Raw genomic sequence first — 26,924 nt, forward strand, 5'->3', positions numbered from 1 at the left:
CCCCAGGCGACGCCGAAGCGCCTTTCATCCTCGAACCATGCGGTTCGATGACCCATCCGGTATTAGCCCCGATTTCTCGTGGTTATCCCAGACCTGAGGGCAGGTTCTTTACGTGTTACTCACCCGTCCGCCGCTCATTCCATCGACTTCCCCCCCGAAGGGTTCCGTCGATTTCCTGCGCTCGACTTGCATGTATTAGGCACGCCGCCAGCGTTCGTCCTGAGCCAGGATCAAACTCTCCAAAGAATTTGATATAGCTCTTAAAAAATGACGAAGCTTGCGCTTCAATCAAAACTTGTAAAACTTTTTTTGCCTCATCGTTCAGTTTTCAAAGTTCGTCTGCCGCTCATTGGCGACTCTTAAAATAATACAAGTCATCGACACAGTTGTCAACCACTTTTTTAATTCTTTCCGCTGCCATCAGCGGCAACGTTTATTAATTTACCGCATGTTCAATTAAAAGGCAAGCGTTTTTCAAAAACTTTTTAAAAATAATATTCACTGATGGATTCGTACATATAAAAACACCCGCTTCAGTTGGACTGAAACGGGTGTATCTCTACAAATTGAAGACAATTACTGCTGATGACGCATCGTCGGGAAAAGTAAGACGTCACGAATCGATGGTGCATCTGTAAGCAACATGACTAGACGGTCGATCCCGATTCCGAGACCACCTGTTGGCGGCATGCCGTACTCAAGTGCCTCTAAGAAGTCGTTATCAAGTTCATGTGCTTCATCGTTCCCTGCTTCTTTCTCAAGCAACTGGGCTTCAAAACGTTCACGTTGGTCGATTGGGTCGTTCAATTCGGTAAATGCGTTCGCGTGTTCGCGACGAACGATGAACAACTCAAAACGATCCGTGAAGCGCGGGTCTTGGTCGTTCTTCTTCGCTAGCGGTGATACTTCGACCGGGTGTCCTGTGACGAACGTCGGCTGAAGTAACGTCTCTTCGACTTTTTGCTCAAAGAATTCATTGACGATATGACCGAACGTCATATGGTCTTGAACTTCGACACCGTGCTCTTTTGCCAGTGCGCGTGCTTCTTCATCCGACATTTGTTGCCAGAAGTCCACACCCGTCTCTTCTTTTACGAGATCTACCATGTGGGCACGTTTCCAACCGACGCCGAGGTGAATCGTATCTTCCCCGTACTGAACATCCGTCGTACCGAGCACTTCTTTCGCGACGTGAGCCACGAGCTCTTCTGTCAAATCCATAATGTCATTATAATCTGCGTACGCTTCATACAACTCGATCATCGTGAACTCCGGGTTGTGACGTGTCGAGATTCCTTCATTACGGAAGACGCGTCCGATTTCATACACACGCTCAAGACCTCCGACGATGAGGCGCTTCAAGTGAAGCTCGATCGCGATTCGCATATAAAGCTCCATGTCGAGGGCGTTATGGTGCGTGAGGAACGGACGAGCCGCTGCTCCACCTGCGATCGTGTGCAACATCGGTGTTTCCACTTCCAAGTAACCGCGGTGGTTTAAGAAGTTTCGGATCTCTGAGATGATGCGGCTACGCAAAATAAACGTTTGACGTGAATCGTTATTCGTAATCAAATCCAAGTAACGTTGGCGATAGCGTTGCTCGACATCTTTTAAGCCGTGATATTTATCAGGAAGCGGACGAAGTGCTTTCGTTAAGAGTTCGAACTCTTCAACATGAATCGACAATTCGCCGACGTTCGTCTTAAACAACTTCCCTTTCACACCGACGATGTCTCCAAGGTCAGATGATTTAAATAAATCAAACGGTTCGTCACCTACGTCATTTTTGCGAACGTAGATTTGGATTTGTCCTGTTACGTCTTGGATATGGGCAAAGAACACTTTCCCTTTTCCGCGTTTCGTCATGATTCGTCCGGCAAGCGTCACTTCGACGTCTTGTTCAGCCAAAGCTTCTTTTTCAATTGCCTCATACTGCTCATGTAATTCACCGGCGTGGGCCGAACGTTCGAATCGACGGCCGAACGGATCAAGGCCTTGTTCACGCATCTCGGTCATCTTCTCAAAACGCACCTGCATTTGGTCGTTCATTTCCAACTCGTGACTCACTACTCCATTCACTCCTCTATACGTATTAGGTTTCTCTCTAATAAAAAACTGTCGACCTGAAGGCCAACAGCACAGCCTAAGCCGTTCGCTCATTGCGTATCGCTTTTTCGCCAAACAAGCTTACCATAAATCACTTTTTTACACTAGTTCACACTTCTTGCATTTGTCGCTCGAGCTGATCGACAAAATGATACAGCACAATCCCGAACGCATCCCGAGATTCGACTTCGTTGATTTGCTTCCGGACCGGACCGCTTCCTTTCAGCCCTTTCAAATACCAGGCTGCATGTTGGCGCATCTCCCGTACCGCGGTCAACTCGCCTTTGATCGCCATCAAGCGATCGAGGTGCAACATACAAATATCAATTTTCTCACGCGCTGCTGGTTCCGGCGGCAGTTCACCTGTCTCTAGATACTGCACCGTCTGATAAAGCATCCACGGATTTCCGAGCGCCGCCCGGCCAATCATGACGGCATCGACGCCATAATGATCAATCGCGTGCTTCGCTTCTTGCGGTGTCGAAATGTCGCCGTTTCCGATGATCGGAACGTTGGCGATCTTTTTCGCCTCGCCGATCCAGTCCCAGTTAGCGGTTCCTTCATATTGTTGAGAACGGGTCCGGCCGTGAATGGCAATCGCCGCGGCGCCACCTGACTGGGCAGCTCTGACGTTGTCGAGCACATAAATATGCTCTTCATCCCAACCGAGACGCATCTTCACCGTCACCGGTTTTTCAACGGCGCTCGAAACAGCACTCACCATCTCATACACTTTATCAGGATCAAGCAGCCACTTTGCGCCCGCCTCGCATTTTGTCACTTTCGGGACAGGACATCCCATATTGATATCAATGATGTCAGCGTTCGTGTTTTGATCGACGTATTGAGCTGCTCGTACGAGCGTTTCTTTCGACCCGCCGAAAATTTGTAAGCTGAGCGGCTTCTCGCGTTCATCCACGTAGAGCATTCGTAGCGTCCGCGCGTTCTCTAACAGAATGCCCTTATCACTCACCATTTCGGCACAGACGAGCCCCGCACCGAACTCTTTGGCGATGAGTCGAAATGCGGGATTCGTGACGCCAGCCATCGGGGCAAGGACCGCCCGATTTTTAATGTCCACGTTCCCAATCTTAAATCCTGACATATATCCACTTCCTTTTATTGACGTTACACCGGGTCGACAAGTGACGGTAACGATTCAAGCCGAATGACATCGCTTCGTTCCGACTCAGGAAGAGCAGCGAGTAGCTGTTGAACCGTCTTCCCTCTCACCTCGAGCAACGGAGCGATCTCCGCGAGCGGGGCAAGGACAAAAGCACGTTCATGCATCCGCGGATGCGGTACAGATAAGTGCTTCGATTGTATATCTTCGCCGTTAAATACTAAGATGTCAAGGTCGATCGTGCGCGGCCCGTTCTTGAAGAGACGCTCCCGTCCGAGCCGTTGTTCAATTCGTTGCAAGAGAGAAAGTACTTCCTCCGCCGGCCGTGTTGTCGCCACTTCAACGACCATATTATAAAACGAGGGCTGCTCGATATAACCGACTGGTGCCGTCTCGTACACGGCCGATTGTTTCGTCACGTGAAGACCGTCTGCCTCCATCGCTTGAATCGCTTCGCTCAAATAACTTGCCCGCTCTCCAATGTTTGAACCGAGTGCCACATAGATCATCCGTTCCGCCTCCGTGTCATCTCAATGGCGACCGAATCATAATGTCCAGGAATCGGCGGATCCGGTTTAATGACCTTCACCGTCACCGTTTGAATCTTTTCACTGTGGGCGAGTACCGCCTTCGTGATTCGTTCGCCGAGTGTCTCAAGCAGGTTCACTGCTTCTCCCGTGACGATCTCTTCCGTCAATTGATAAAGTCCGGCATAACTGACGCCGTCTTCCAAGTTGTCTGACTGGCCGGCTGGTGCGAGATCCAATTCACACATCAGATCGATATGAAACCGTTGTCCGAGCCGATTTTCTTCTTCAAACACACCGTGATACCCATAAAACCGCATTCCATTCACATACATCTTATCCATGTTGTCCGCCTCCTAACATTACATCCATCATTCGGGCGGCCCGCTTATTCGCGAGCACGTCATGAACGCGCACCCAAGCGCACCCTTTCACGATACCAAGGCACGTCGTCGCGATCGTCCCTTCTCCCCGCTCTTCGGTCGGTAAGTCGAGCGCTTGTCCGATGAACGATTTTCGTGATGTGCCAAGCAATACCGGGTACCCGAGGTTCGTGATGACATCAAGTCGATTCAGAAGCTCCAAGTTCTGCTCATAGTTTTTCGCAAACCCGATGCCCGGGTCGAGCCAAATCAATTCATCCGGCACCCCGGCCTCGTGGGCAATTTCAATCGACTCTTGAAGATCGCCGACGACTTCTTCGAGGAAATGACCGTAATTTCGATTGTCGCGATTATGCATGAGGATGATCGGGACGTTAAATTCTTTGGCGACGTCCGCCATCGAACGATCTCCCCACTTCGAACCCCAAACGTCATTGATGATGTCAGCCCCCGCTTCAAGCGCCGCCCGTGCCACTTCAGGTTTATACGTATCAATCGAGATGAGCACGTCTAGCTCTTGCTTCAAACGGCGGATGACCGGAACGACTCGGGCGATTTCTTCTTCTGCCGAAACGAGCTGCGCTCCCGGACGAGTCGATTCCCCTCCGACGTCAATCGCGTCAGCGCCGTCTACGATGAGTTGCTTCGCGTGTGCCACCGCCGCCTCAAGCGCCGTATAGCGACCACCGTCCGAAAACGAATCCGGTGTCACGTTTAAAATACCCATCACGTTTGTCATGTCGCACTCTCCTTTTCAATCGTCTGTATTAAAACCGACCACGCGTCGATAAAACGCGCTCCTTGCCGTCCAGGGAAACGTTTCCCTGCAAATTCTGTCACCGGGGCAATCTGTTGCACCGAGTTCGTGAGCCAAATCTCTTCGGCTTCGGCCAGTTGTGCGAACGTCACGTCACGTTCCGAGACGTCAAACGTGTCGATTATCCACTGACGCGTCACACCAGCTAAAGCTCCTGTCGAGAGAGGAGTCGTCCAGATCCGTCCATCGCGATCCGTCCAACATACGTTCGAGACGAGACCTTCGACGACGCGTCCCGTCTCGTCCGCGAACAACCCTTCTGCTGTTCGGTCGACGAGCGCGCGTTTCCCGAGAATATTGTTCATGTAATGATGCGATTTCAATCGAAACGCCGCCTCAGGCCGGCTTCTCGGAAACGGTAACGCTTCAAGCGTTTTCTCGACCGGTTCGAATGAATCCGGCAACGGTTTGACAAGGAGCGTCACGTTCGGCCGCGCGTAACGCCCGTCATGCAAACCGAGCGGCGCGACTCCCGCGGAAACATTGAGCCGGATGTAGAGGTTTGGCGCGTTGTTTTGACGGGTGACTGCTTGGATCGCCTGCTCGATATCGCGTTTCTTGTACGGAAGGTCGATCCAAAGCGCGTCCATGCTTTTCTCTAGTCGCGCCCAATGCTCATCCCATAAAAACGGGTGCCCTTCAAACGTTCGGAACGTCTCGAATAAACCCATCCCGTATAAAAAGCCGTGATCGTACACGGGAATCGTCACTTCGTCGCTTCCTCGCAACTCGCCGTTATGCCAAAGCCACATGGCGGTACACCTCAATGAAATTTCGAATCATCTCTTTGCCGTGTTCCGTCAAAATCGCCTCCGGATGATATTGGACGCCTTCGATTGGCAACACTTTATGCCGAAGCGCCATGATCTCGCCTTCCTCTGTTTCCGCTGTCACTTCGAGACAGTCAGGGAACGATTCGCGGTCGACGGCGAGCGAATGGTATCGTGTCACAATCGTCTCTTGTGGGACTCCCGTGAAAATCGTCTTCCCGTCGTGGCGAATCGGCGACGTCTTTCCATGCATGAGACGTTCGGCATGGATGACTTCACCACCGAACGCTTGAGCGATCGCTTGGTGGCCGAGGCAGACGCCAAGGATCGGGATACGACCGGCGAACGAGCGAATCGCGGCAATACTGATTCCAGCCTCGTTCGGCGTGCACGGTCCTGGCGAGACGACGAGATAGTCCGGATTTAACGTGTCGATTTCTTCGAGCGTGATGTCGTCATTTCGCCGGACGACGATTTGCTCGCCTAGTTCCCCGAAGTATTGGACCAAGTTGTACGTGAATGAATCGTAGTTATCAATGAGTAAAATCATGTCGTCGCCTCCGTTGACGCTTTTGCCGCCCATAGCGCTTTCGCTTTCGACAGCGATTCTTCGTATTCTGCGACCGGATCGGAATCGATGACGATGCCGGCACCGGCTTGAACGTGGGCCGTCCCGTCTTTGACGACCATTGTCCGAATCGTGATATTGAAGACGAGATCATCATCCCAACTGATCCAGCCGAACGATCCCGTATAAATTCCGCGGCGGACCGGTTCCAATTCTTCGATAATCTCCATCGTCCGAATTTTCGGGGCGCCAGTAATCGTCCCGCCTGGGAACATAGCCCCGAGCGCTTCGGCACCGGACACGCCGTCACGGATCATTCCACGTACGTTCGAGACGATATGTTGGACGTGGGAATACTTCTCGATGACCATCAGTTCATCGACGTGCACCGTCCCATACGCCGCCACTTTACCGAGGTCGTTGCGTTCCAAATCAACGAGCATGACGTGTTCAGCCCGTTCTTTCTCATTGTCGAGCAACGTGCGCGCCAATTCCATATCTTCTTTCTCGTCGCGGCCACGCGGCCTCGTGCCAGCAATCGGGCGAGTCGAGATCGCAGACCCGTGTTTTTCAATCAACAGTTCCGGAGAAGCCGACACCATCGTCAAATGATCGTCCGTGAAATAGCCCATGTATGGGGACGGGTTCATGCGACGAAGCGTATCGTAAACGTGCCGCGGGTCGGCGAGGAGCGGTTCAGACTGCCTTACACTCAAGTTCACTTGAAACACGTCTCCCTCGACGATGTAGTGTTGAATTTTCTCGACCGCCGCGACAAATTCTTCGCGGGAGAGCGAACGCGACCGTTGGACTACTTCGCGTGTGACTGGTCCGAACGTGTAGTGCGTTTCTGTATGCCATAGAGCGGCAAAGCGTTCGAGTTTCGTGTCGACACCTTCATCTCCGGTGACCATCACGTATAAGAGCGATTCCTCTTCATCAAACACCGCCACTTCGTCGAACAACAAGAACGACACGTCCGGCGTCGCCAAATCGTCTTCCGCGTCTCGCGGCAACCGTTCGAGCGTCCGGGCGACATCGTAACTGACGTATCCGATCATCCCGCCAAAGAAAGGTGGCGCCCCGACCGGCCGCGGCGCCACGAAACGCGAACGCACCGTTTCGACGATGTCGAGCGGGCGACCGTGGATCGTCTCTGTCCCTGTCTCGGTCGTGAGCGTACCAATCCCGTCTTTCACGTGAAGCGTAGCGAACGGTTCGACTCCCGCCACCGTATACCGGCCGGCCCGGCCGCTCTCGAGCCACGCGTAGCGCTCTTTTCCTTCCGTCAACGTCAAATACGTCTCATACATGTTCTCTTTTGTCATCCGGATTGTTTTGAACGCTGTCGTCCTCACATCCCATTCCCCCGTTCTTCAAGTTCATGCCTTTAATTGTACACAAGAAAAGGCAGTTCCCGAAAGAAGTTGTCTCCCGGTAACTGCCTCTTTCCTTATGAACGGACGCTGTCCGATTCTTCGTCGAATTGATAGAGCGGCGTGCTCAAGTACCGTTCCCCGTTCGACGGGATGATCGCGAGCACGTTTTTTCCTTTGCCAAGTCGTTTGGCCGTATCGACTGCCGCGGCGATGGCCGCACCTGACGAGATGCCCCCGAGAACCCCGTTCGTACGCGCCGCAAGCCGGGCATATTCGAACGCTTGGTCCGTCGTGATTTGAAGGACACCTTCGTAAATTTCTGTATCGAGAATCGACGGGATAAAGCCGGCCCCGATCCCTTGGATTTTATGTGGACCAGGCTTTCCGCCTGACAAGACTGGCGAGTCGACCGGTTCGACCGCTAAAATTTGCACGTCCGGGTACTGGGCTTTCAATACTTTACCTGCTCCGGTGATCGTGCCGCCTGTACCGACGCCCGCGATGAACGCATCGACGCTCAACCCGGCATCTTCGAACGCATCGACGATCTCTGGCCCCGTCGTCAATTCATGGACGTTCGGGTTGGCCGCGTTGTTGAATTGTTGCGGAAGGAAATATCCGTTCGCCTCAGCTTCTTCTGTCGCCCGACGAATCGCTCCGCCCATCCCTTCCGGACCTGGCGTCAAGATAAGCTCAGCGCCATAACCGCGAAGTAAGTTGCGACGTTCCATGCTCATCGTTTCCGGCATGACGAGAATCGCCTTGTACCCTTTAGCGGCACTGACCATCGCGAGCCCGATTCCGGTGTTACCGCTCGTCGGTTCAATGATCGTGTCACCAGGTTTTAAGACGCCGTCTTTTTCGGCCGCCTCGATCATCGCTAAGGCGATCCGATCTTTTACACTCGACCCCGGGTTCATATACTCTAACTTCATATAAACCGTCGCGTCATCCGGACCTGTAAGGCCGTTCAATTTCACTATCGGTGTCTTCCCAATCAAGTCTGTCACTGAATCTACGATACGCATGCTATTTCCTCCTCCATAATTCCGACTATTCCGATATTGTAATCATACCCTATCAGATTGAAAATATGCAATTTGGAACGAACGGCTCAGCGTGCTTGCTGTTTCATCGCCTCTAACTGTTCAGCTGAGAAATGATACTTTTCCCCACAGAAATGGCAGACTGCTTCTGCTCCGCCGTCTTCCTCGATCATTTGACGAATCTCTTCCGCACCGAGGCCGATGATGGCACCTTCCATCCGGTCGCGGCTGCACGTGCAGTTGAACTGGACCGGTTTGTTGTCGAGCAGTTCGAGGCTGTCGCCGAGGAGCATGCCGAGCATTTCTTCCGGCGTCTTCTCTTCGCCGATCAACACAGATACTGGCGGGAACGTCTTCAATGCGCTCTCTAACGCTTGAATCGTTTCTTCAGACGCATCCGGCATCAATTGAACGATAATCCCGCCCGCAGCGAGAATCGATTCATCTTCGGGAAGGACGAGAACGCCAGCACCGACGATTGACGGCACTTGTTCTGACGTCGCGAAATAATACGTGAAGTCTTCACTGATTTCCCCGGTCTGAATTTCAGACGAGCCACCGACGTAGTCTTTCAATCCGAGGTCTTTGATAACCGAGATCGTTCCGCGACCGACGACTTCACCGACTTTCAATTTCGTCAATCCGTGGTCGTTGACGAACGTTCCGCCTTCAACGCGCGGGTGTGACACGTAACCGCGCACATCGCCCGCCGTGTCGGCATCGACGATGATTTTTCCGATCGGCCCGTCGCCTTCGACTTTGAGCGTCACGCGCGCGGCGCCTTTTTGCATCGCACCAATCATCGTACCGATCGTCATCGTCCGGCCAAGTGCCGCCGAAGCGACGGGTGTCGTCTGGTGACGAAGTTGGGTTTCAAAAATCGTTTTTGTCGTACGGACGGCAAAAGCTCGAACTTCTCCGTTGAACCCTAACGCCCTGACGAGGTAGTCTTCTTTCATTTGGTCAAGTAACGCTTGTTGTTCTGGTTGGATCATATTGTGTAACTCCTTTAAATTTATTTCTGGTTGCGCTCGTAGATGAGGCGGAGCCCATCGAGCGTCAAGAATGAATCGACGACGTCGATCGTCTCGGCATGTTCACTGATGAGGCGGGCAAGGCCGCCCGTCGCGATGACCGTCGCCTCTCCGACTTCACGTTTGATGCGACTGACGATTCCGTCGACTTGCGCGACATAGCCGTAGTACGTCCCGGACTGCATCGCCTGAATCGTGTTCTTCCCGACGACAGTCGGAGGAGTCGCGAGTTCGATGCGAGGCAATTTGGCGGCACGTTGGTAGAGCGCCTCGACCGAGATCATAATGCCCGGCGAGATGATCCCGCCGTGGTAGCGACGGGACGCATCGATATAACAATATGTCGTCGCCGTTCCGAAGTCGACGATGATGAGGGGACCCTCATATTTCGCAATGCCGGCGACCGCGTTGACGATGCGGTCGGCCCCGACTTCACGCGGGTTATCGACATGGATATCAAGCCCCGTCTTCACGCCCGGGCCGACGACGATCGGGCGGACGTTGAAGTAGCGTTGCGACATCTGCTCGAGCGGAAAGATGACGGGCGGGACGACGGACGAAAGAATCACGCCATCGATTTGATCGAACGATACGTTCGAGTGGTCAAACAACGACTTGACGAGCATGCCATACTCATCGGTCGTTTTCGTACGGTCCGTCGAGATGCGCCAATGGTGGACGAGCGTCTCGCCATCATACATCCCAAGAACAATATTTGTATTCCCAACATCGATCACTAAAATCATGATATAGTTCCTCACTTTGTTGTCAATTACAGTTCGCTCGAATTATAACACGAAAAAAGACGAATGCCTCATCTAGGGCATTCGTCTCTTCCGGTTAACGCGATTCGTTGTTCGGGCGTTCCGTTGGTGTCGCCTCAGGCTTGTCGCCTTCAGGGACGACGTCCGGCTTCACTTCTTGAACCGACTCAGGTTGATCGACGATTTGTCCGTGCTTGACGGCCGCCTCATCTTTCTTCGCCTCGTCGCTCGAATCGTCCGTCGATGGTGTCGACGGCTCTTCCGGTTCGTGCGGAAGGTATTCGCGCGTCTTGATCAAGTGACGAATCTGCTTCGAGTCGAGCGTTTCGACTTCGAGAAGTGTCTTCGCAACGAGCTCAAGATCGTCTTTACGGTCTGTCAGGATTTGCTTCGCTTTCGCATAGCAACGGTTGATGATATCGCGAATCTCAAGATCGATGTCTTGGGCGATGGCATCCGAGTAGTTTTGTTCCGTTTGGAAATCACGTCCCAAGAACACTTGTCCGCCATGGTTTGATCCGAGTTGGAGTGGTCCGAGCTTGTCGCTCATTCCGTAATCCATGACCATCTTCCGAGCAATTCCAGTCGCACGTTGGAAGTCGTTGCTCGCGCCGGTCGACACTTCGCCAAAGATCACATCTTCTGCGACACGACCGCCGAGAAGACCGACAATCTTATCTTCGAGCTCTGGTTTCGTCATGAAGTAACGATCTTCTTTCGGAAGCATGACGACGTAGCCGCCCGCGTTTCCGCGTGGAACGATCGTCACTTTATGGACTTCGTCAGCGTTCTCAAGCTCGATACCGATAATCGTGTGACCCGCTTCGTGGTAAGCCACGATTTGACGCTCTTTCTCCGAAATGACGCGACTCTTCTTCGAAGGTCCCGCGATGACGCGGTCAATCGCTTCCTCGACATCCACGACCGAGACCGCTGCACGGTCAGACCGGGCTGCGACGAGCGCCGCCTCGTTGAGCAAGTTCTCCAAATCAGCTCCTGAGAATCCAGGCGTCCGCTGGGCGATCGACTTCAAGTCGACCGTTGAATCGAGCGGCTTGTTGCGCGCGTGAACTTTCAAGACTTCTTCACGGCCTTTCACGTCAGGGCGGTCGACCGTGATTTGACGGTCAAAACGTCCTGGACGGAGAAGGGCTGGGTCAAGGATGTCCGGACGGTTCGTCGCGGCAATCATGATGATCCCTTCATTATCGCTGAACCCATCCATTTCGACGAGCAATTGGTTGAGCGTTTGCTCACGTTCATCGTGTCCGCCACCGAGACCGGCACCACGCTGACGTCCAACCGCATCGATTTCATCGATGAAGATGATACACGGCGCGTTCTTCTTCGCGTTCTCGAACAAGTCACGGACACGTGATGCCCCGACCCCGACGAACATCTCTACGAAATCAGAACCTGAAATCGAGAAGAACGGTACACCGGCTTCACCCGCCGCCGCACGGGCGAGGAGTGTCTTACCTGTTCCTGGAGGACCGACGAGCAAGACCCCTTTCGGGATGCGCGCCCCGAGTTTCGAGAACTTGCGCGGGTCTTTCAAGAATTCAACGACTTCGATGAGCTCTTGTTTCTCTTCGTCCGCTCCGGCGACGTCTTTGAACGTCACACGGCGCTTCTCTTGGTCGTATAATTTCGCCTTCGATTTTCCGAAGTTCATCACACGACCGCCACCGCCGCCACCTTGGGCTTGGTTGAGCAAGAAGAAGAATAAGATGAAGATGATGATGAACGGTAAGATCGCAAACACGATGCTGAACCAGTTCCCACTCGACTCTGCTTCTTCGACGCTAATGTCCGTATTCGCACGAAGCGACGAGAGCACTTCTGCGTATTCGGCCTCGTTGGCCGGGATGTTCGTTTCAAAACGCTGGTCTTCATCTCCTGAAAGATCACCTGTAATTGAGATGGCACCCGGAATTTCTTGCACGGTCGCCGTTTCAATCCGACCTTCTTCCACATATTCCAAAAACTTCGAGTACGTGAGCGTCTCGCTCTGGCTGCTCGGGTTTTGTAAATATTGAAGGAACAAGATCAAGGCTAGGAAAATCACACCGAAAACTAAGGTGTTTTTCACTGCACGATTCATTCTCTGCCTCCTATTCCGAGAAACGATGTTCTCGCCCATTCAGTATATGTGTATACTTTGGGTATTTCTTTTATCTTACCACGTCACATTTTCAAAAGAAAAACGTTAGCCCCCGTAAACGCTCGGCTTGAGCACACCGACGTAAGGAAGGTTACGATATTTCTCTTCATAATCGAGACCGTAGCCAACGACGAATTCGTGAGGAATCACGAAACCGCTATAATCTGCAGACAATCCGTTTTTACGTCCTGTCGGCTTATCGAGCAACGTCACAATTTTTACCGACTTCGCTTTGCGGTATTTAAGGAGGTCTACGAGATAACCGAGCGTGAGCCCGCTATCAATGATATCTTCTACAATCAAGATGTCACGACCTTCTACAGACGTATTTAAATCTTTCTCGATTTTCACTTCACCTGTCGAAGACGTCCCTCCGTGATACGTCGACACGTCCATGAAATCCATCTCTAAATGGATATCCATTTCTTTGACGAGGTCTGACATGAATGGCATCGCACCTTTCAATACACAGACGAGAAGCGGGAACTCTTCTTTATATTCTTCGCTGAGCGTTGCCGCGAGTTCTTTCACTTTTACTTGAATCTCTTCACTCGAAATGAGCACCTTTTCCATATCGTTCATTAATGACATCTTGAAATCCTCCTCTTTCTAATCCGACACAATCACCATTTTACCATTAATCGTGGGCATCTCGCATCCGACTTCTCTGGAAAGTCGGAAACTCTTATCCCTACTATAGCGATAACCCGCCCAGTTGCGTCAACTAATAACGGGATGAACGGACGTTTTTCGCGTGGGACTTTCGCATCCATGAGTATACGGGCCACTTTTTTCGTCCCGACCGTGAGGTGCATCCGATCACCCGGGCGCGCGGAACGGACGTGGAGCGGCATTTGAATCGCAGCGAGCGGTACCCCATGCACGCCGTCGACTTGCTCGATCGAAACGAGCTGCTCTCCAAACTTGACCCGTGCCGGCAAAGACGCCACGACTTGTGGTTGCGGCAGCGGTGATGCGACATGTTCAGTCAATAAGATTTGGCCGTCCCGTTTCTCTAAGCGCCACTCTCCTTCTAAGTCATAGCGTCCCGTCCCTCGCTCACTGCGAACGAGTCGTTCGAGCCCTTCCGCTATTTGTACCCCAAATCGTTGGGAGAGAAGCCGACCGAGGACGTATCGATCTAACGGACGTAACGACGTCACATCCTCAAGTTTCACATGAAACGCTTTCATTTCAAAATGGACAGTCCGCTCCATCCAAGCCCACATCGTCGTATAGCGATGTTGCCACATATGGCGATGCGCTTTAGCCGCCGTTCCGACATCGGCTGCTAGGTTCGGCCAATCCATACGCAATGCCGGAATGAGCTGATGCCGAATTTTATTGCGCAAATAGTCACATTCATCGTTCGTCGCATCTTCGCGCCAGTCAAGACCGTGGCGTCTCGCATATGCGATGAGATCTTGTTTCGTCTCCGATAACAACGGCCGGGTGAGGACGCCGTCGCCAAACGGCCTGCACTCGGGAATCCCGGTCACTTCGACGACGTTTCGATAGAGTTGAATCAACACCGTCTCGACCACATCGTCAGCATGGTGGGCCGTCATTAACTCCGTGTACGCGTTGTCTCGCATGACTGTCTCGAAAAACGCATAACGCGCTTCGCGGTAAGACGCTTGAGACGCTTGATCGAACATCAACCGTTTACCGTGAAAAGGAACGCCGTAATCCTGCGCCAGTCGCTCCACGAAACGATACTCTTCATCGGATGCAAGGCGCTGACCATGATGGACGTGGGCGATGCCCACATCAAGCCCTTGTTCAATCATCCGATGCAACAAGACGACTGAATCGACCCCGCCGGAGACGGCAATTAATACGTTCGGCATCTTCCGCCCTCCTTGAGATAACAAAAAAAGCCACCTCAGATGAGATGACTTTTTCGCTTAGGTAAGTGACCCGTACGGGATTCGAACCCGTGTTACCGCCGTGAAAGGGCGGTGTCTTAACCGCTTGACCAACGGGCCTAAATAAAATGGTAGCGGCGGAGGGAGTCGAACCCACGACCTCACGGGTATGAACCGTACGCTCTAGCCAGCTGAGCTACACCGCCATGTTATTGTGTTGTGTCCTAAGCACATTTTCTATAATAACCAGTCACCACGTTCGTGTCAATTCTTTTTTAAAGTTTTTTTATAAAAGAAATCGTGTATAGTGTCGTCTTCCCCACTATACACGATTTTCGTGTCCTTTTACATTATGCTTCTGACGGAATACCGCGATATTTCTTTTTCCAAGCAATCCGGAAATAACCCCATAAAAGCCCGAGACAAGCGAGGGAGACGAGCGTGAGATAAATCGTCGCCGTCTGTAAATATTGCGCCCCGTCCCCGGAAAGGATTTCTTTATAACCGGCCACCGTATACGTCATCGGAAGCAACGCGTTGAACGGTTGAAGCGCCCGCGGAATCAATTCTAACGGGAACGTTCCTGCCGACGTCGTCAGCTGTAAGATGAGCAAGACGATCGCCACGAAACGCCCCGGATTCCCGAGCACCGTTACGAGCAGTTGGACGATCACTAAGAACGTGATACTCGTCAACCAACTGAAACCGAAGAACTGAAGTGGCGCATCGACTTCTAACCCGAGCAAGTAGATCATCGAGACGTCCAACACGAGCGCTTGAACGAACCCGATGACAATCAAGACACCCGATTTCGAGGCGAGCCAAGACGAGCTTCGTTTCGGTTTGCCTGCCGGGTCGTAAAGCGGATAGACGATTGAGAGCAAGAGTGCACCGACGAAAAGGCCGAGCGACATGAAGTAAGGGGCGAATCCAGTCCCATAGTTCGGCACTTCATGAATCGAATCATTTACAAGCGTGACTGGACCCGCCATCATGTCGACGTTATCGTCTCCGAGATCGATGGACGCTTGATCGGCACCTTCGGCTAACGCGTCACGTAGCGTTGTACTCCCCGACTCGAGTTCAGACAATCCATCTTTCAGTTCACTGCTTCCTGACGCGATCGTCTTCCCGCCATCAGCGAGTTGGATCGCCCCGTCAGATAGCGAGCGCGTTCCGTCCTCTGCGTCTTTCGCGCCGGCAGCGAGCTTCTTGCTTCCGTCCGTCAGCGCACCGGTCGCTTCTGTCAAACGCGTACTGCCTGAGGCCAGTTCAGATGTCCCGTCTCTCAACTGTCCTGCTCCAGCGTTCAACATTGTACTCGCTGATGCGAGCTCACTCGAACTCGCCGCAGCTGTTTTAGCCCCTTGCTCGAGTTGGGCCGAACCAGTAGCGAGCGCCATAGCCCCATCAGCTAACTCGGATTGTCCTTCCTTCAGCGTTGCCAAACCTGAAGCAAGTTCATTCGCCCCCGCTTCTGCTTTCGTTAAGCCGGCATCTAGCGCGGTTTGTCCGTCTCGGACACGTGTCGCACCCATCGTGAGTTCATCAAATCCGGCCGCTGTGGCCTGTTTACCTTCCTCAAGTCGACTTACTACTTGTTGAAGCACTTCTGGAGGAATCGGTTGACCCGATTGGGCCAGCGCCGAAAGTTGTTGCATCAATTCGTCTTGATTGGCGAGTAGCGTCGTTTTCATTTGTCCGATGCCGTCAATCAATTCGGTCTCTCCTGACAAGAGCGCGGCGTTCCCTTGTTTGGCGTTCGTCATCCCGTTCGCCAATTCATTCGAGCCGGTGACTAGCTGTTCACTGCCAGACTTCGCTTGATTGATTCCCGCCGCCAAGTCTTGTATCCCGTCGTCAAGCGACTTTGTGCCTGCATGCAGTTCCTCAAGTTTTGAGGCGAACGTCGTCGTTCCTTGGACGAGTTGATTCGTCCCGTCCAAGAGAGCGGACGCGCCGTCCTCCACGCGGCGAGCCCCATCTGACAGGGCCGCACTTCCTTCATACACTTGTTGACTACCGTCAGCCAAGTCGGTCGTACCCGTTGCGAGTTGAGACACTCCTTCACCTAGACGACCCGCTCCGTCTGCAAGTTCCTGCTGTTTCGAAGCGAGAAGCGCAGCGCCATCAGCAAGTTGGGTCGCACCATTTTTTGCCGTCTCGGAACCGTCAGCGAGAAGTGAGGCGCCGTCTGCCGCTTCCCCAAGTCCTGATGCCGCTTCATCGATGCCATCCCGCAACGCACTGACGTACTGCTTCGCCACTTCCGTCGACAGTTCAGCTTTCACTTGTTCCATCGCCGAACCACCGATTTGAGCGGCCAAAAAGTTATAAGACTCGTTCGCGATGTACTTGAGCTCGAGCGGCTCCGGTTTGTCATCGAGTGCAGTCGTCGCTTTCTCCGAAAAGTCTTGTGGGATTTCAATGGCCATATAGTAGTCATGGTCATTTAAGCCCAGCTCTGCTTCTTTTTTTGTCGTCTCAATAAATTCGAACGCTTCCGAAGCAAGCAATTTATCGACGAGCTCGTCTCCGATGGCGAGCGACTCCCCTTCGAACGTGGCCCCGCGATCTTCATTGACGATGGCGACCGGTAAATCCTTCATTTGTCCGTACGGATCCCAGAACGCCCATAAAAACATTCCCGCATACATGAGCGGCACGAGCACGACCGCGAGAATCGGGATCCATACCCGCGGATCTTTCCCAACGCTTCGCCACTCGGCTTTCCATAGTTTCCATCCATTCATGTCATTTCTCCACCTTCACTTATAAAACATAACTATTTTTTCATGTCCCCTATTTTGCTCCCTTCTTTTAAAAAATGCAACCCTTTTTAGTTATTTTTCATAACAATTTATACGCCAAAAAAAGCCACAGACGTCAATCGTCTGTGGCCATGCATGTCGCATATGAAAAAGTGTGTATCGTTACGAGTAGAAGCTTGTGGTTTACGAAGGGTTACCCGCGCTTGGCTCCACGCCCACCGCGTTTCGAATCAGTCTGACGCTTCAACGTTGTGAGACGCTCATCGCTATCTTTCAAGAACTTGCTCATCAACGTGTCAAACGTTTCAGGCTCACGACGTACTTCACGACGTCCGCCGCCACCGCGTGGACCGCCGCCACCACGTGGACCGCCACCGCCGCCGCGTGGACCTTGTCCTGGGCCGCCTGGACGTGGACCTTGCCCTGGGCCACCTGGACGCGGGCCGCGAGGAGCGAAACGCTCGCCTGCTGGACGCTCAGGACGTTCGCTCACAGGACGATCGACCGCTTTTTTGATGGACAACCCGATTTTGCCATCGTTCTCGACGTTCAATACTTTGACTGTGACTTCCTGACCGACCGTGAGGACTTCATTGATGTCTTTGACGTAAGAATCCGCCACTTCACTGATGTGCACCAAACCTGTCTTTCCGTTTGGAAGTTCTACGAACGCTCCGAAATGCGTAATCCCTGTAACCTTACCTTGTACCTTGCTTCCTACTTCAATTGACATAAAATAATGTACTCCTTTTTTTGATTGATTCCCTACAATTATACGAGTCGTTTCGTCAACGGTCAACGAAGCGACTTATTCCTCTGGTGAGAAGTAAAAAATAATCTCGCCATCTTTCGAGAACAACAGCTCGTTGCGCGCGAGGTTGGCGATATATTCATCGTCTTGTAAACGTTCGACCTGCTCCCTCAATTCCGCTTGCTCTTCTTTCACTTCATTCAATTCGACTTGCGCTTCGTTCTGATTGCGTTCTTGCTCCGAAACGTAGCCAACTTTCGTGAAGTAGCTCTGACCGATCAATACGATCATCAACAAGAAGAGGAGCGAGGCCGCGGCCAGGCGGCGTCGAAGATGGATACGTCGCCGGCTCTGATCTTTTTCCAGCTGTTCTCTCCGTTCATCGAGAGCCCGAATTCGCTGTTTGCGATCTATCGGGGTACGTCCATTCATCGAATCACCTTCCTCCTGTCCTAATACGTCCAGTATACCTTTTTTTTACGCTTCCGTACCACTGTTCACCTTTTCTTCTTTGATCAAGCGATACATTTCCTTCGCGTCTTCCTTGCGTGCATGTTCGGCAATTGAATCGATAACGACCGTGACGAGTTTATTGCCGAAGCGAATTTGAAGCTCGTCCCCGACTTTGACGTCCGTGCTCGCTTTCGCGACTTGTCCGTTCAGTTGGATGCGCCCTTGGTCAGCCACTTCTTTGGCTAACGTACGCCGCTTGATCAAACGCGACACTTTTAAAAACTTGTCTAATCTCATAATCCCTGCTCCTTCGCTTCATTCCAGAGCCGGTCCATTTGGTCGAGCGTCATGTCCTCAATCGAACCGTTCGCCTCGATATATTCAAACCGTCTCTTGAATTTTTGATTCGTTCGTTCGAGCGCCTGTTCGGCATTCAACGCATAATAACGGGCGACATTGACGATCGAGAACAACACATCGCCGAGCTCCGTCTCGTCTTCTGGACGTTCTTTCCACTCCCGTAATTCTTCCTCGAGCTTTTCGAACGCCCCACTGACGTCATCCCATTCGAACCCGACTGTCGCTGCTTTCTTTTGCAGTTGTTCCGCACGCATCAAGCCCGGTTGCGTCATGAGAACACCGTCTAGCTGCGATTTCTTCTTTTCCCCTTTTTCGGTCTGTTTAATCGCATTCCAGTTTGAAATGACGTCGTTCGCGTCGTTTACCGTCACGTCACCAAACACATGCGGGTGACGGCGCACCATTTTCTCGCTGATTGACCCGATGACATCCCGGATATCAAAGTAACCGTCGTCGGCACCGATTTGAGCGTGAAGCATGACTTGTAACAACACATCACCGAGCTCTTCGATCATCGCATCGTCGTCTTCAGCGTCGATCGCCTCAATCAACTCATACGCCTCTTCGAGTAAATACTTCCGAAGCGACTCGTGTGTCTGCTTTTTATACCACGGACAACCGTTCGGCCCCCGAAGTGTCGCGATAATTTGCCGAAGCGTCGCAAACTCCCGTGCCAAATACGATTCATCTGTCAACGGCGGGACGTAGAGCGTCGTCAAGTTATCCACTTCCGCGACCCGGTCCATCTCATAAAGCGGCACTGTTACGATCTTCTCTCGCTTCGTCCCGGCAGCCGTGACGAGCTTGACTTGATGGTCGTCCGGATAACGTTCCATCAGTTGGACTTTCACATCACCGGCCACGAAGCCGTCATACACTTGGCCGACTAGCACGTGTTGCGTCACTTGTAACCGTTCGATGTCAAGAGCGGTCGCATCGAGCAATTGAAACCCGTTAATCGGGTCGATTCGCAACGACTGGAACATGGCGTCCAAAAAACTCTGTCCGCCGAGGAACGTGACGTCCGCGCCTTGCTCTACTAACAGTTCGACCGTCCGTTCGGCAACGAACGGATGACCTGGGACCGCATATGTGATCGCGAGTTCTTCGCTTTTAGCAAGGAGCGTCTCGACGATTTGGGTGTAGACAGCCTCGAACGTTTCGCACGATTCATATACAGAATCAAACGATTCGAAATGCACACCTTCCGCCTCTAGTTCAGCGACGACAGGATGGTCTTTCGTACGCAACCAGACGAGCGGCTGCTGTTTCAAGTGGCGATACACACCGAGCGGAAGTTGCTCGATTTCGCCGGACCCTAGTCCGACGACCGTAATTCCAAAGCTCATATCAGTTCTCCTTTTTATCAATCAAATGGATGAAACGGTTACCGAACGGAATCATCTCCCATTCTTCCGTCGTCAATACTTGTTCTTTCCACAATCTCCAGACATACACGCCGCCGCCTGTCACGATCATGACACCTAGCCATACGAGCGCATCGAGGCGATGGGTGACACGTTCGATCCCAATCATGTTCATCAACAAAAGCACGAGCCCCATGGGTACAACCGTCTTCAACAATACACCATAATGTTTCAGACGAAGCATACCGAGCGGGATGACTTGATCGAGCCGATTGAAGTTGTAAGCGGCCATCCCTAAAAAGGCGAGTGACGTGCCAATCGCCGCTCCTGCAATCCCGTACCGCGGAACGAGCCACAAGTTGACGGCCAGTTTCAAGACGATGGCCATCACCATTCCAAGCGCCGCTGTCCGTTCTTTATCAATCGCCTGTAAACACGTCATGCTGGCCACAGCGAGCGATGCCGCAAACGTGCTCGTCGAGAGCAGGATAAGGGCAATCGTTCCGTCTGCGTTTTCAAACAGTGCCACGTTCAACGGGAACATCACTCCCATCAAACCGACCGTGGCGGCGGCAGCGACTGCCGTCGTCACTCGAATCATCGAGCGCAACCCGACCGCCGTCGCCTCGATGCGATTGGCCCGGTAATGACGGACAAGACTTGGCACGTTCGCCATCCCGAGCGCTGTCGTGAACAAAATGGCAAACTGCACGAGCGGATAGCCTCGGTCGAACACCCCTTTGCTCACTTTGGCGTCAAAGTCGGCGCCCGTCAAATTGACGATTGTGAACGAATCGACGAGTTGCATCCATAAGATGCCGAGCGAGGCGAATCCGACCGCCAAGCCGGTCGTCAACAAGACGCGTAAAACGGCACGCAACGTCGAGAGACGGACGCGGACGAAGCGAAACGTGAATCCTTTTGCCCAGACGCCGAGTCCGACAATCGCGACAACCCCGCCGACGAGCGTGGCCCCGTACGCGTAGCGACTTAACGCATACGCGTCGAGACCGACACGGACACCGATGAGGAGCGCGGCGAGCAACACGGCGACACGGACGAGGTTCTCAAGCACTTGGGAGGCGGCACTCGGCTTCAAATCATCAATCGCTTGAAACGAGCCTCGCAAGACAGCGAGAGCGGGCATGAGCAAATAGCTGAGGCTAATCACCCGCAGCGTCGGGGCGAGTTCGCGGTCACCAAGCCAGTCTGCGATTACCGGGGCGAGTCCCCACATGGCGATGACAAGTGTGATGGCCAACGTGAGGAGGACGTAGAAACTTCCCCACAGCACTTCGAGCTTGCGCCTCGGTCCGTTCGCATCGACCCCGATTTTCGCGATGACGACCGGCATCGCATACATGCCGAGCGAAGCGACGATGGCCGCGAACGGATACACCGTCTGGTAGGCGTACAATCCAAAGTCGCCGGCAATGTTTTGGTAAGGAACGCGATAGGCGAAACTTATAAACTTCGTCAAATAACCTGCGAGTGCGAATAAGACGACACCGGTCGCAAACTTACTGGACGGACGCATGCGCCAGCCTCTTCGTCAATTCCTCGAGCACGGCATCAGCATCGTTCAACAACTCCACGACGGGCATTCGGCCGCTGAGCGATAGTTTAAGCGCGCCGTTGTCTTGACCGACACCGAGTTTTCGGCCAAGCGGCATCGTCCATTCCATAAAGGACGAAACATCGAGCGCCTGCGTCGATTCGAGCGTCAAGACGATCTCAACACGGCCCGGCACTTGTTTGATGCGTGCCACTCTTGCCATTTCTCCGTAGATGCGCAGACGCGTCAACTGAATGAGAAGTGCGACTGGCTCCGGAAACTCGCCGAACCGTTCAATCAACTCATCTTGGAGCGCGAATAACGCTTCCGGTGTGTCGACGTACTTGAATCGTTTATACATTTCAATTTTCAGTTCGCTATCCGACAAGTAGTCGTCTGGGATATAGGCGTCGGCCTGGAACGAAATTTCTGGTTTGAAGACGACTTGCTTCGCTTGTCCTCGCATCCGGTCTTTCCGTTCTTCGATTGCTTCCGATAGCATTTGAGAGTATAAGTCAAAGCCGACCGAGTCGATGAACCCAGACTGTTGTGCGCCGAGCAAGTTGCCGGCCCCGCGAATCGACAAATCGCGCATCGCGATTTTAAATCCGCTCCCGAGCTCGGTAAATTCCTTGATTGCTTGCAGACGACTCTCCGCCACTTCTGTCAACCGTTTGTCTTTCCGATACGTGAAGTAGGCATAGGCGATCCGATTCGAACGTCCGACGCGCCCGCGAAGTTGATACAGCTGTGACAGCCCCATCTTATCTGCATCGTGGACGATGAGCGTATTGACGTTCGGAATATCGATGCCCGTCTCGATGATCGTCGTCGACACAAGCACGTCAGCCTCTCCTTCTAAAAAGCTGATGAGTTGGCTCTCGAGCTCCGTCTCGGTCATCCGTCCGTGCGCCGTCGCGATCCGTGCTTCCGGTAAGAGCGCCCGAATCTCTTCGGCTTTCCGCTCAATCCCTTCGACCCGGTTGTAGAGGAAGAATGCTTGGCCACCGCGCGCGAGCTCCCGTTCGAGCGCTTCACGCAGGACGATGCCGTCATACTCCATGACGTACGTCTGAACCGGGTAACGGTTCTCTGGTGGCGTCTCAAGGACAGACAAATCACGAATCCCGATCATCGACATGTGAAGCGTTCGCGGAATCGGCGTCGCCGTCAACGTCAACACGTCGATATTCGTCTTCAGTTGTTTCAGACGCTCTTTATGTTTGACCCCGAATCGCTGTTCTTCATCGATGATGACGAGACCGAGGTCGGCGAACGTCACGTCTTTCGACAAGACGCGATGCGTCCCGACGACAACGTCAATCGTCCCTTCCTTTAATCCTTTTTTCGTCGCCGCCATCTCACTCTTCGAGCGGAAGCGGCTCATGACAGAGACGTTGATCGGGAATTCACTGAACCGTTCAAGCATCGTCTCATAATGTTGTTGGGCAAGGACGGTCGTCGGAACGAGGAATGCGACTTGCTTCCCTGCGAGCACCGCTTTGAAAGCAGCCCGAATCGCCACTTCCGTCTTCCCGTAGCCAACGTCGCCGCACAGCAAACGATCCATCGGTCGTGAGCGTTCCATATCCGCTTTGATCTCGGCAATCGACCGAACTTGGTCTTCTGTCTCTGCATACGGGAAAGAGGATTCAAATTGACTCATCTCCGCATCGTCCGTTGGAAACGCGAATCCGACTGATGCTTCGCGCGCCGCATATAGCTTGATCAGTTCATCGGCAATATCTTCGACCGATTTCGCGACTTTCGACTTCACTTTCTTCCATTCGGTTCCGCCGAGTTTATAAATCTTCGGTTCTTTCCCTTCGGCCCCGACGTACTTCTGGACGAGGTCGATTTGATCGACAGGGACGTAGAGGGCATCGTCGCCGGCATAGACGAGATGCAAGTAGTCTTGGTGGATACCGCCGACTTCGATTGTTTTGATGCCCAAGTATTTTCCGATCCCGTGATGGATATGGACGACGTGGTCGTTCGGCTTCAGTTCCTGATAACTTTTGATCCGTTCGGCGTTCGTTAAGTTCTTCGTCTGACGCTTTCGTTTCGCCACACGTTTGAACAACTCTTCTTCCGAAACGACGACGAGACGGCTCGTCGAGAGCTCGAACCCGCCCTCAATTTGCCCGATCATGACGTGCACATGGCGAGGCAACAAGTCTCCGTCGACGTTCGTGAACGTTGACGGGACACCGTAATCTTCGAGTAGCGCCGCCACTTTATCCGCTCGTTCTCGGTCACCGGCAAGGAAGACGATGCGATGGTCACTTTGTTGCCACCGTTCGACTTCTTGCTTCAAGAGATGCATCTGTCCGTGAAAAGCCGGGAGTGGCCGACAGCTAAGGTGGACCGTGTTGGACTCCGGGATTCCCGAGCGCCGCGACGGCAGGAGCGAGAATGCGACTTGCTTCATGTCTCGAAACACTTTGTGCATCGGGACGGCGAGCGTGTAGTTCGAGACCGACTCCCCGCGTTCGATGAGGGACGAGAACCATTCCGCCTCCTCCCGGTCTTGAACGTCGGCTGCGTCCTCGATTCGCGCCACTTCGTCTAAAATGAGCACCGCGTCCGGTCCGACGTAATCGAGCAACGTCGACTTATATAAAAGCGGTGTATATTTTCCGATCTTCTCCGGGACGTCTCCGCGCCCGAACACTTCGATGTCACGCGCGATCCCTTCTTCGAGCGCCTGGCGAATCGTCTCTGTCTCGATGAGCGAAAGTGTTCGGTCGTATTGCCGTTGGAGCGCCTCCCCGGCCTTTTTCAGCACATCCGTCGACGCCACAAATTCCGTCGCCGGCGTGATCACCGCTTCTTTCGCGACACCGAGCGACCGCTGCGTCTCAGCGTCGAACGTAAAGACCGAGTCGACTTCTGTATCGAACAAGTCGATGCGGTACGGCCGTGCTTCCGTCAGCGGATATACATCGAGGATGCTACCGCGCACCGAGAACTCTCCCGGAGCGGTTACCGTAGCCGTCCGTTCATATCCGAGCGAGACGAGCGTTTCGCTGAACGGCTTCAACTCCAGTTCTTGCCCCGGTTTGATGACGTGGTGACTTGCCTGCCAGTCGGCCGGGGTCGGCACGAATCGCCGCAATCCGCCGAGCGGCACGACGATAACGCCTCCCTCTTTATTGAGGAGACGCGTCCGCGCCTCGATCCGGGCAGCGAGCAGTTCTGGGCTAGACGTCAACGACAGTTCGCCGGCAAGCGTCTCATCGATCGGGTACAGGAGTGTCTGACTCGGACCGATGAGCGTCTCGAGTTGATCGTACATCTTTTGAGCTTGATACATGTTGTGTGTGACGACGACGAGACGTCGCGACGACTCTTTCGCTAAACCAGCCAATACGAGCGCTTTGGCACTCGTCGTCAATCCGGTGACGAGTTGACGGTCGAGTTTCGGCACCCGATCGCGAATAATTTTTGTCTCGGGCAGCGTCACCATAAATCTCTCTAGTGCGTTCATTTGTTTTCCTCCACCTCATACGACAAAAAAGGGTACAGCGACCCTTTAGTTATATCGATTCATAAGCGCGATCCATTCTGTGTCCACAAAATCTGTTGCGGCCGCCACAGACTGGTCGAGCGTATCATTTAGTTCAGGCATGTCTTCTTTCCGATAGTTCATGAGCACCCAGTCGACGACTTTGACCGGATGGGGCGGGCGGCCGATCCCGAGTTTCAACCGTTTAAAATCTTGCGTTCCTAAATGTTGAATTAACGATTTGATCCCGTTATGACCACCGGCGCTCCCTTTCGGACGGAACCGCAGTTTTCCCGGAACCATATCAAGGTCGTCATAAATGACGAGCAAGTCGTCGATGTCGATCTTATAATAGTCCATAATCGGCCGGACCGCTTCACCCGACAAATTCATGTACGTGAGCGGTTTGACGAGGACGACACGTTCTCCATTGATTCTTCCCGTTCCTATCACTGCCTTAAACTTTGCTTCATCCAACTTGATCCCGTGCTTCTCGGCAAGGCGATCAATTGCCAAAAAACCGATGTTGTGACGGGTCATCTCATATTTTTTGCCCGGATTCCCTAGGCCGACGATACATTTCATCCGTTTCCTCCTGAACAAAAAAGCCCAAAGGCGGACGCCTTCGGGCCTCGTTTTTTTAATCGAATAACGTGCTCACCGATTTGTGCTCGTGGACACGCATGATCGCTTCCCCAAGCAAACGGGCAACCGACATTTGCTTGATCTTGTTCGAGCACTCGCGACCTGTCAAATCGATCGTATTCAATACGACGAGTTCTTTGATCGATGAGTTGTCGATTCGTTCCATCGCTGGACCAGACAAGACAGGGTGTGTACACGATGCGTACACTTCTTTCGCACCCGCCTGGACGATAGCGTCAGCCGCGAGCGTGATCGTTCCGGCCGTGTCGATAATGTCATCGATGAGAATCGCCGTCTTGCCTTCGACGCTGCCAACGATGTTCATGACTTCAGCCACGTTCGCTTCAGGACGACGCTTGTCGATGATCGCGATCGGTGCTTTCAAACGCTCAGCAAGTTTCCGTGCGCGCGTGACGCCCCCGTGATCTGGCGAGACGACGACGATGTCTTTCGCTTTGAACTCCTCTGTCTCGAAATACGTCGAGATGAGCGGGACCCCTAGCAATTGGTCTACTGGAATATTGAAGAAACCTTGGATTTGCGCGGCGTGCAAGTCCATTGTAATGACGCGTGTGGCGCCGGCTACTGTAAGAAGGTCAGCCACGAGTTTCGCCGTGATCGGTTCACGCGAACGAGCTTTACGGTCTTGGCGTGCGTAGCCGTAATACGGCATGACGATGTTGATCGTACGAACCGATGCCCGTTTCAATGCGTCAATCATAACGAGTAGCTCCATGAGCGTCTCGTTGACTGGTGAACTCGTCGATTGGATGATGTACACGTCATCACCTCGAACGCTTTCCTCGATGTTAATGTATAGTTCTCCGTCGCTAAACCGCTTCACTTGGCAATCGCTAAGCGGGATGCCGATTTCCTTGGCAATCTCTTCGGCGAGCGGGCGGTTTGAATTTAAGCTGAATAGGCGAATTTCACGTTCATATACAGTAGACATGTTTAGGATTCTC

23 protein-coding genes, 2 tRNA genes and 1 rRNA gene are annotated in these 26,924 nt (G+C 52.9%); all 26 read right to left on the reverse strand.

What is annotated here, in order from left to right; translation table 11 throughout:
* Positions 1 to 246 (reverse strand): 16S ribosomal RNA (locus tag JJU47_RS14065); the annotation flags it as partial.
* Between the two features lie 330 nt (positions 247 to 576).
* Entirely contained in the window at positions 577 to 2,067 is a 1,491-nt protein-coding gene (gene lysS, locus JJU47_RS14070) for a lysine--tRNA ligase (protein ID WP_228620607.1), read from the reverse strand.
* A gap of 148 nt (positions 2,068 to 2,215) precedes the next feature.
* Positions 2,216 to 3,211: a tRNA dihydrouridine synthase DusB gene (dusB, locus tag JJU47_RS14075; RefSeq protein ID WP_228620609.1), complete on the reverse strand. Its 996-nt coding sequence runs from the start codon at positions 3,209 to 3,211 to the stop codon at positions 2,216 to 2,218.
* A gap of 23 nt (positions 3,212 to 3,234) precedes the next feature.
* Positions 3,235 to 3,738, reverse strand: a complete 504-nt coding sequence (folK, locus tag JJU47_RS14080) for a 2-amino-4-hydroxy-6-hydroxymethyldihydropteridine diphosphokinase (protein WP_228620611.1) — start codon at positions 3,736 to 3,738, stop codon at positions 3,235 to 3,237.
* Complete coding sequence (gene folB, locus JJU47_RS14085; protein ID WP_228620613.1) at positions 3,735 to 4,100, reverse strand: dihydroneopterin aldolase; 366 nt, start codon at positions 4,098 to 4,100, stop codon at positions 3,735 to 3,737. Before folB ends, folK begins: the two co-directional genes overlap by 4 nt.
* Complete coding sequence (gene folP / locus JJU47_RS14090; protein ID WP_228620615.1) at positions 4,093 to 4,878, reverse strand: dihydropteroate synthase; 786 nt, start codon at positions 4,876 to 4,878, stop codon at positions 4,093 to 4,095. Before folP ends, folB begins: the two co-directional genes overlap by 8 nt.
* A complete protein-coding gene (locus JJU47_RS14095; protein WP_228620617.1) occupies positions 4,875 to 5,708 on the reverse strand; it encodes an aminotransferase class IV in 834 nt (277 codons plus the stop codon). Before JJU47_RS14095 ends, folP begins: the two co-directional genes overlap by 4 nt.
* Entirely contained in the window at positions 5,692 to 6,276 is a 585-nt protein-coding gene (gene pabA / locus JJU47_RS14100; RefSeq protein ID WP_228620619.1) for an aminodeoxychorismate/anthranilate synthase component II, read from the reverse strand. Before pabA ends, JJU47_RS14095 begins: the two co-directional genes overlap by 17 nt.
* Positions 6,273 to 7,652: an anthranilate synthase component I family protein gene (locus JJU47_RS14105; protein WP_366511973.1), complete on the reverse strand. Its 1,380-nt coding sequence runs from the start codon at positions 7,650 to 7,652 to the stop codon at positions 6,273 to 6,275. The genes pabA and JJU47_RS14105 overlap by 4 nt, the downstream gene beginning before the upstream one ends.
* Before the next feature lie 95 nt (positions 7,653 to 7,747).
* Positions 7,748 to 8,701, reverse strand: a complete 954-nt coding sequence (gene cysK, locus JJU47_RS14110; RefSeq protein ID WP_228620622.1) for a cysteine synthase A — start codon at positions 8,699 to 8,701, stop codon at positions 7,748 to 7,750.
* Positions 8,702 to 8,787: 86 nt separating this feature from the next.
* The gene (hslO, locus tag JJU47_RS14115; RefSeq protein ID WP_228620624.1) at positions 8,788 to 9,714 is read right to left on the reverse strand and encodes an Hsp33 family molecular chaperone HslO; all 927 of its coding nucleotides are present in this window, start codon (positions 9,712 to 9,714) and stop codon (positions 8,788 to 8,790) included.
* A 20-nt stretch (positions 9,715 to 9,734) separates the two neighbouring features.
* A complete protein-coding gene (locus tag JJU47_RS14120; RefSeq protein WP_228620626.1) occupies positions 9,735 to 10,499 on the reverse strand; it encodes a type III pantothenate kinase in 765 nt (254 codons plus the stop codon).
* A gap of 94 nt (positions 10,500 to 10,593) precedes the next feature.
* Positions 10,594 to 12,621 carry an ATP-dependent zinc metalloprotease FtsH gene (gene ftsH, locus JJU47_RS14125; RefSeq protein ID WP_024372364.1) on the reverse strand — a complete coding sequence of 676 codons (2,028 nt, stop codon included), beginning with the start codon at positions 12,619 to 12,621 and terminating at the stop codon, positions 10,594 to 10,596.
* Between the two features lie 105 nt (positions 12,622 to 12,726).
* Positions 12,727 to 13,272: a hypoxanthine phosphoribosyltransferase gene (gene hpt, locus JJU47_RS14130; protein WP_228620628.1), complete on the reverse strand. Its 546-nt coding sequence runs from the start codon at positions 13,270 to 13,272 to the stop codon at positions 12,727 to 12,729.
* 32 nt (positions 13,273 to 13,304) lie between these two features.
* Entirely contained in the window at positions 13,305 to 14,531 is a 1,227-nt protein-coding gene (gene tilS, locus JJU47_RS14135; RefSeq protein WP_228620630.1) for a tRNA lysidine(34) synthetase TilS, read from the reverse strand.
* A 66-nt stretch (positions 14,532 to 14,597) separates the two neighbouring features.
* Positions 14,598 to 14,669 (reverse strand) — tRNA-Glu (locus JJU47_RS14140).
* A gap of 9 nt (positions 14,670 to 14,678) precedes the next feature.
* A tRNA-Met gene (locus JJU47_RS14145) sits at positions 14,679 to 14,755 on the reverse strand.
* A gap of 144 nt (positions 14,756 to 14,899) precedes the next feature.
* Complete coding sequence (locus JJU47_RS14150) at positions 14,900 to 17,302, reverse strand: YhgE/Pip domain-containing protein (protein ID WP_228620632.1); 2,403 nt, start codon at positions 17,300 to 17,302, stop codon at positions 14,900 to 14,902.
* 211 nt (positions 17,303 to 17,513) lie between these two features.
* On the reverse strand, positions 17,514 to 18,053 hold the full coding sequence (locus JJU47_RS14155) for a S1 domain-containing RNA-binding protein (RefSeq protein ID WP_228620635.1): 540 nt from the start codon (positions 18,051 to 18,053) through the stop codon (positions 17,514 to 17,516).
* Between the two features lie 75 nt (positions 18,054 to 18,128).
* Complete coding sequence (locus JJU47_RS14160) at positions 18,129 to 18,503, reverse strand: FtsB family cell division protein (RefSeq protein WP_228620638.1); 375 nt, start codon at positions 18,501 to 18,503, stop codon at positions 18,129 to 18,131.
* 45 nt (positions 18,504 to 18,548) lie between these two features.
* Positions 18,549 to 18,821 (reverse strand): RNA-binding S4 domain-containing protein, encoded by a 273-nt coding sequence (locus JJU47_RS14165; protein WP_228620640.1) that lies wholly within the window; start codon positions 18,819 to 18,821, stop codon positions 18,549 to 18,551.
* Positions 18,818 to 20,233, reverse strand: coding sequence for a bifunctional methyltransferase/pyrophosphohydrolase YabN (yabN, locus tag JJU47_RS14170; protein ID WP_228620642.1), 1,416 nt, complete (start codon positions 20,231 to 20,233; stop codon positions 18,818 to 18,820). Before yabN ends, JJU47_RS14165 begins: the two co-directional genes overlap by 4 nt.
* A 1-nt stretch (position 20,234) precedes the next feature.
* Positions 20,235 to 21,788, reverse strand: a complete 1,554-nt coding sequence (locus JJU47_RS14175) for a polysaccharide biosynthesis protein (RefSeq protein WP_228620645.1) — start codon at positions 21,786 to 21,788, stop codon at positions 20,235 to 20,237.
* Complete coding sequence (gene mfd, locus JJU47_RS14180) at positions 21,772 to 25,296, reverse strand: transcription-repair coupling factor (RefSeq protein ID WP_228620647.1); 3,525 nt, start codon at positions 25,294 to 25,296, stop codon at positions 21,772 to 21,774. The genes JJU47_RS14175 and mfd overlap by 17 nt, the downstream gene beginning before the upstream one ends.
* Before the next feature lie 45 nt (positions 25,297 to 25,341).
* A complete protein-coding gene (gene pth / locus JJU47_RS14185) occupies positions 25,342 to 25,899 on the reverse strand; it encodes an aminoacyl-tRNA hydrolase (protein WP_228620649.1) in 558 nt (185 codons plus the stop codon).
* A 55-nt stretch (positions 25,900 to 25,954) separates the two neighbouring features.
* Complete coding sequence (locus JJU47_RS14190; protein ID WP_228620651.1) at positions 25,955 to 26,911, reverse strand: ribose-phosphate diphosphokinase; 957 nt, start codon at positions 26,909 to 26,911, stop codon at positions 25,955 to 25,957.
* Positions 26,912 to 26,924: the final 13 nt, after the last annotated feature.

Origin of the sequence: Exiguobacterium sp., assembly GCF_020832205.1 — a bacterium.
GTDB lineage: Bacteria > Bacillota > Bacilli > Exiguobacteriales > Exiguobacteriaceae > Exiguobacterium.

Excerpts from the sequence above, each read along its gene's own strand:
- dusB (WP_228620609.1), bottom strand. The coding sequence starts at position 3,211 with ATGTCAGGATTTAAGATTGGGAACGTGGACATTAAAAATCGGGCGGTC.
- folK (WP_228620611.1), bottom strand. The coding sequence starts at position 3,738 with ATGATCTATGTGGCACTCGGTTCAAACATTGGAGAGCGGGCAAGTTAT.
- folB (WP_228620613.1), bottom strand. The coding sequence starts at position 4,100 with ATGGATAAGATGTATGTGAATGGAATGCGGTTTTATGGGTATCACGGT.
- folP (WP_228620615.1), bottom strand. The coding sequence starts at position 4,878 with ATGACAAACGTGATGGGTATTTTAAACGTGACACCGGATTCGTTTTCG.
- JJU47_RS14095 (WP_228620617.1), bottom strand. The coding sequence starts at position 5,708 with ATGTGGCTTTGGCATAACGGCGAGTTGCGAGGAAGCGACGAAGTGACG.
- pabA (WP_228620619.1), bottom strand. The coding sequence starts at position 6,276 with ATGATTTTACTCATTGATAACTACGATTCATTCACGTACAACTTGGTC.
- cysK (WP_228620622.1), bottom strand. The coding sequence starts at position 8,701 with ATGCGTATCGTAGATTCAGTGACAGACTTGATTGGGAAGACACCGATA.
- hslO (WP_228620624.1), bottom strand. The coding sequence starts at position 9,714 with ATGATCCAACCAGAACAACAAGCGTTACTTGACCAAATGAAAGAAGAC.
- JJU47_RS14120 (WP_228620626.1), bottom strand. The coding sequence starts at position 10,499 with ATGATTTTAGTGATCGATGTTGGGAATACAAATATTGTTCTTGGGATG.
- ftsH (WP_024372364.1), bottom strand. The coding sequence starts at position 12,621 with ATGAATCGTGCAGTGAAAAACACCTTAGTTTTCGGTGTGATTTTCCTA.
- hpt (WP_228620628.1), bottom strand. The coding sequence starts at position 13,272 with ATGTCATTAATGAACGATATGGAAAAGGTGCTCATTTCGAGTGAAGAG.
- tilS (WP_228620630.1), bottom strand. The coding sequence starts at position 14,531 with ATGCCGAACGTATTAATTGCCGTCTCCGGCGGGGTCGATTCAGTCGTC.
- JJU47_RS14150 (WP_228620632.1), bottom strand. The coding sequence starts at position 17,302 with ATGAATGGATGGAAACTATGGAAAGCCGAGTGGCGAAGCGTTGGGAAA.
- JJU47_RS14155 (WP_228620635.1), bottom strand. The coding sequence starts at position 18,053 with ATGTCAATTGAAGTAGGAAGCAAGGTACAAGGTAAGGTTACAGGGATT.
- JJU47_RS14160 (WP_228620638.1), bottom strand. The coding sequence starts at position 18,503 with ATGAATGGACGTACCCCGATAGATCGCAAACAGCGAATTCGGGCTCTC.
- JJU47_RS14165 (WP_228620640.1), bottom strand. The coding sequence starts at position 18,821 with ATGAGATTAGACAAGTTTTTAAAAGTGTCGCGTTTGATCAAGCGGCGT.
- yabN (WP_228620642.1), bottom strand. The coding sequence starts at position 20,233 with ATGAGCTTTGGAATTACGGTCGTCGGACTAGGGTCCGGCGAAATCGAG.
- JJU47_RS14175 (WP_228620645.1), bottom strand. The coding sequence starts at position 21,788 with ATGCGTCCGTCCAGTAAGTTTGCGACCGGTGTCGTCTTATTCGCACTC.
- mfd (WP_228620647.1), bottom strand. The coding sequence starts at position 25,296 with ATGAACGCACTAGAGAGATTTATGGTGACGCTGCCCGAGACAAAAATT.
- pth (WP_228620649.1), bottom strand. The coding sequence starts at position 25,899 with ATGAAATGTATCGTCGGCCTAGGGAATCCGGGCAAAAAATATGAGATG.
- JJU47_RS14190 (WP_228620651.1), bottom strand. The coding sequence starts at position 26,911 with ATGTCTACTGTATATGAACGTGAAATTCGCCTATTCAGCTTAAATTCA.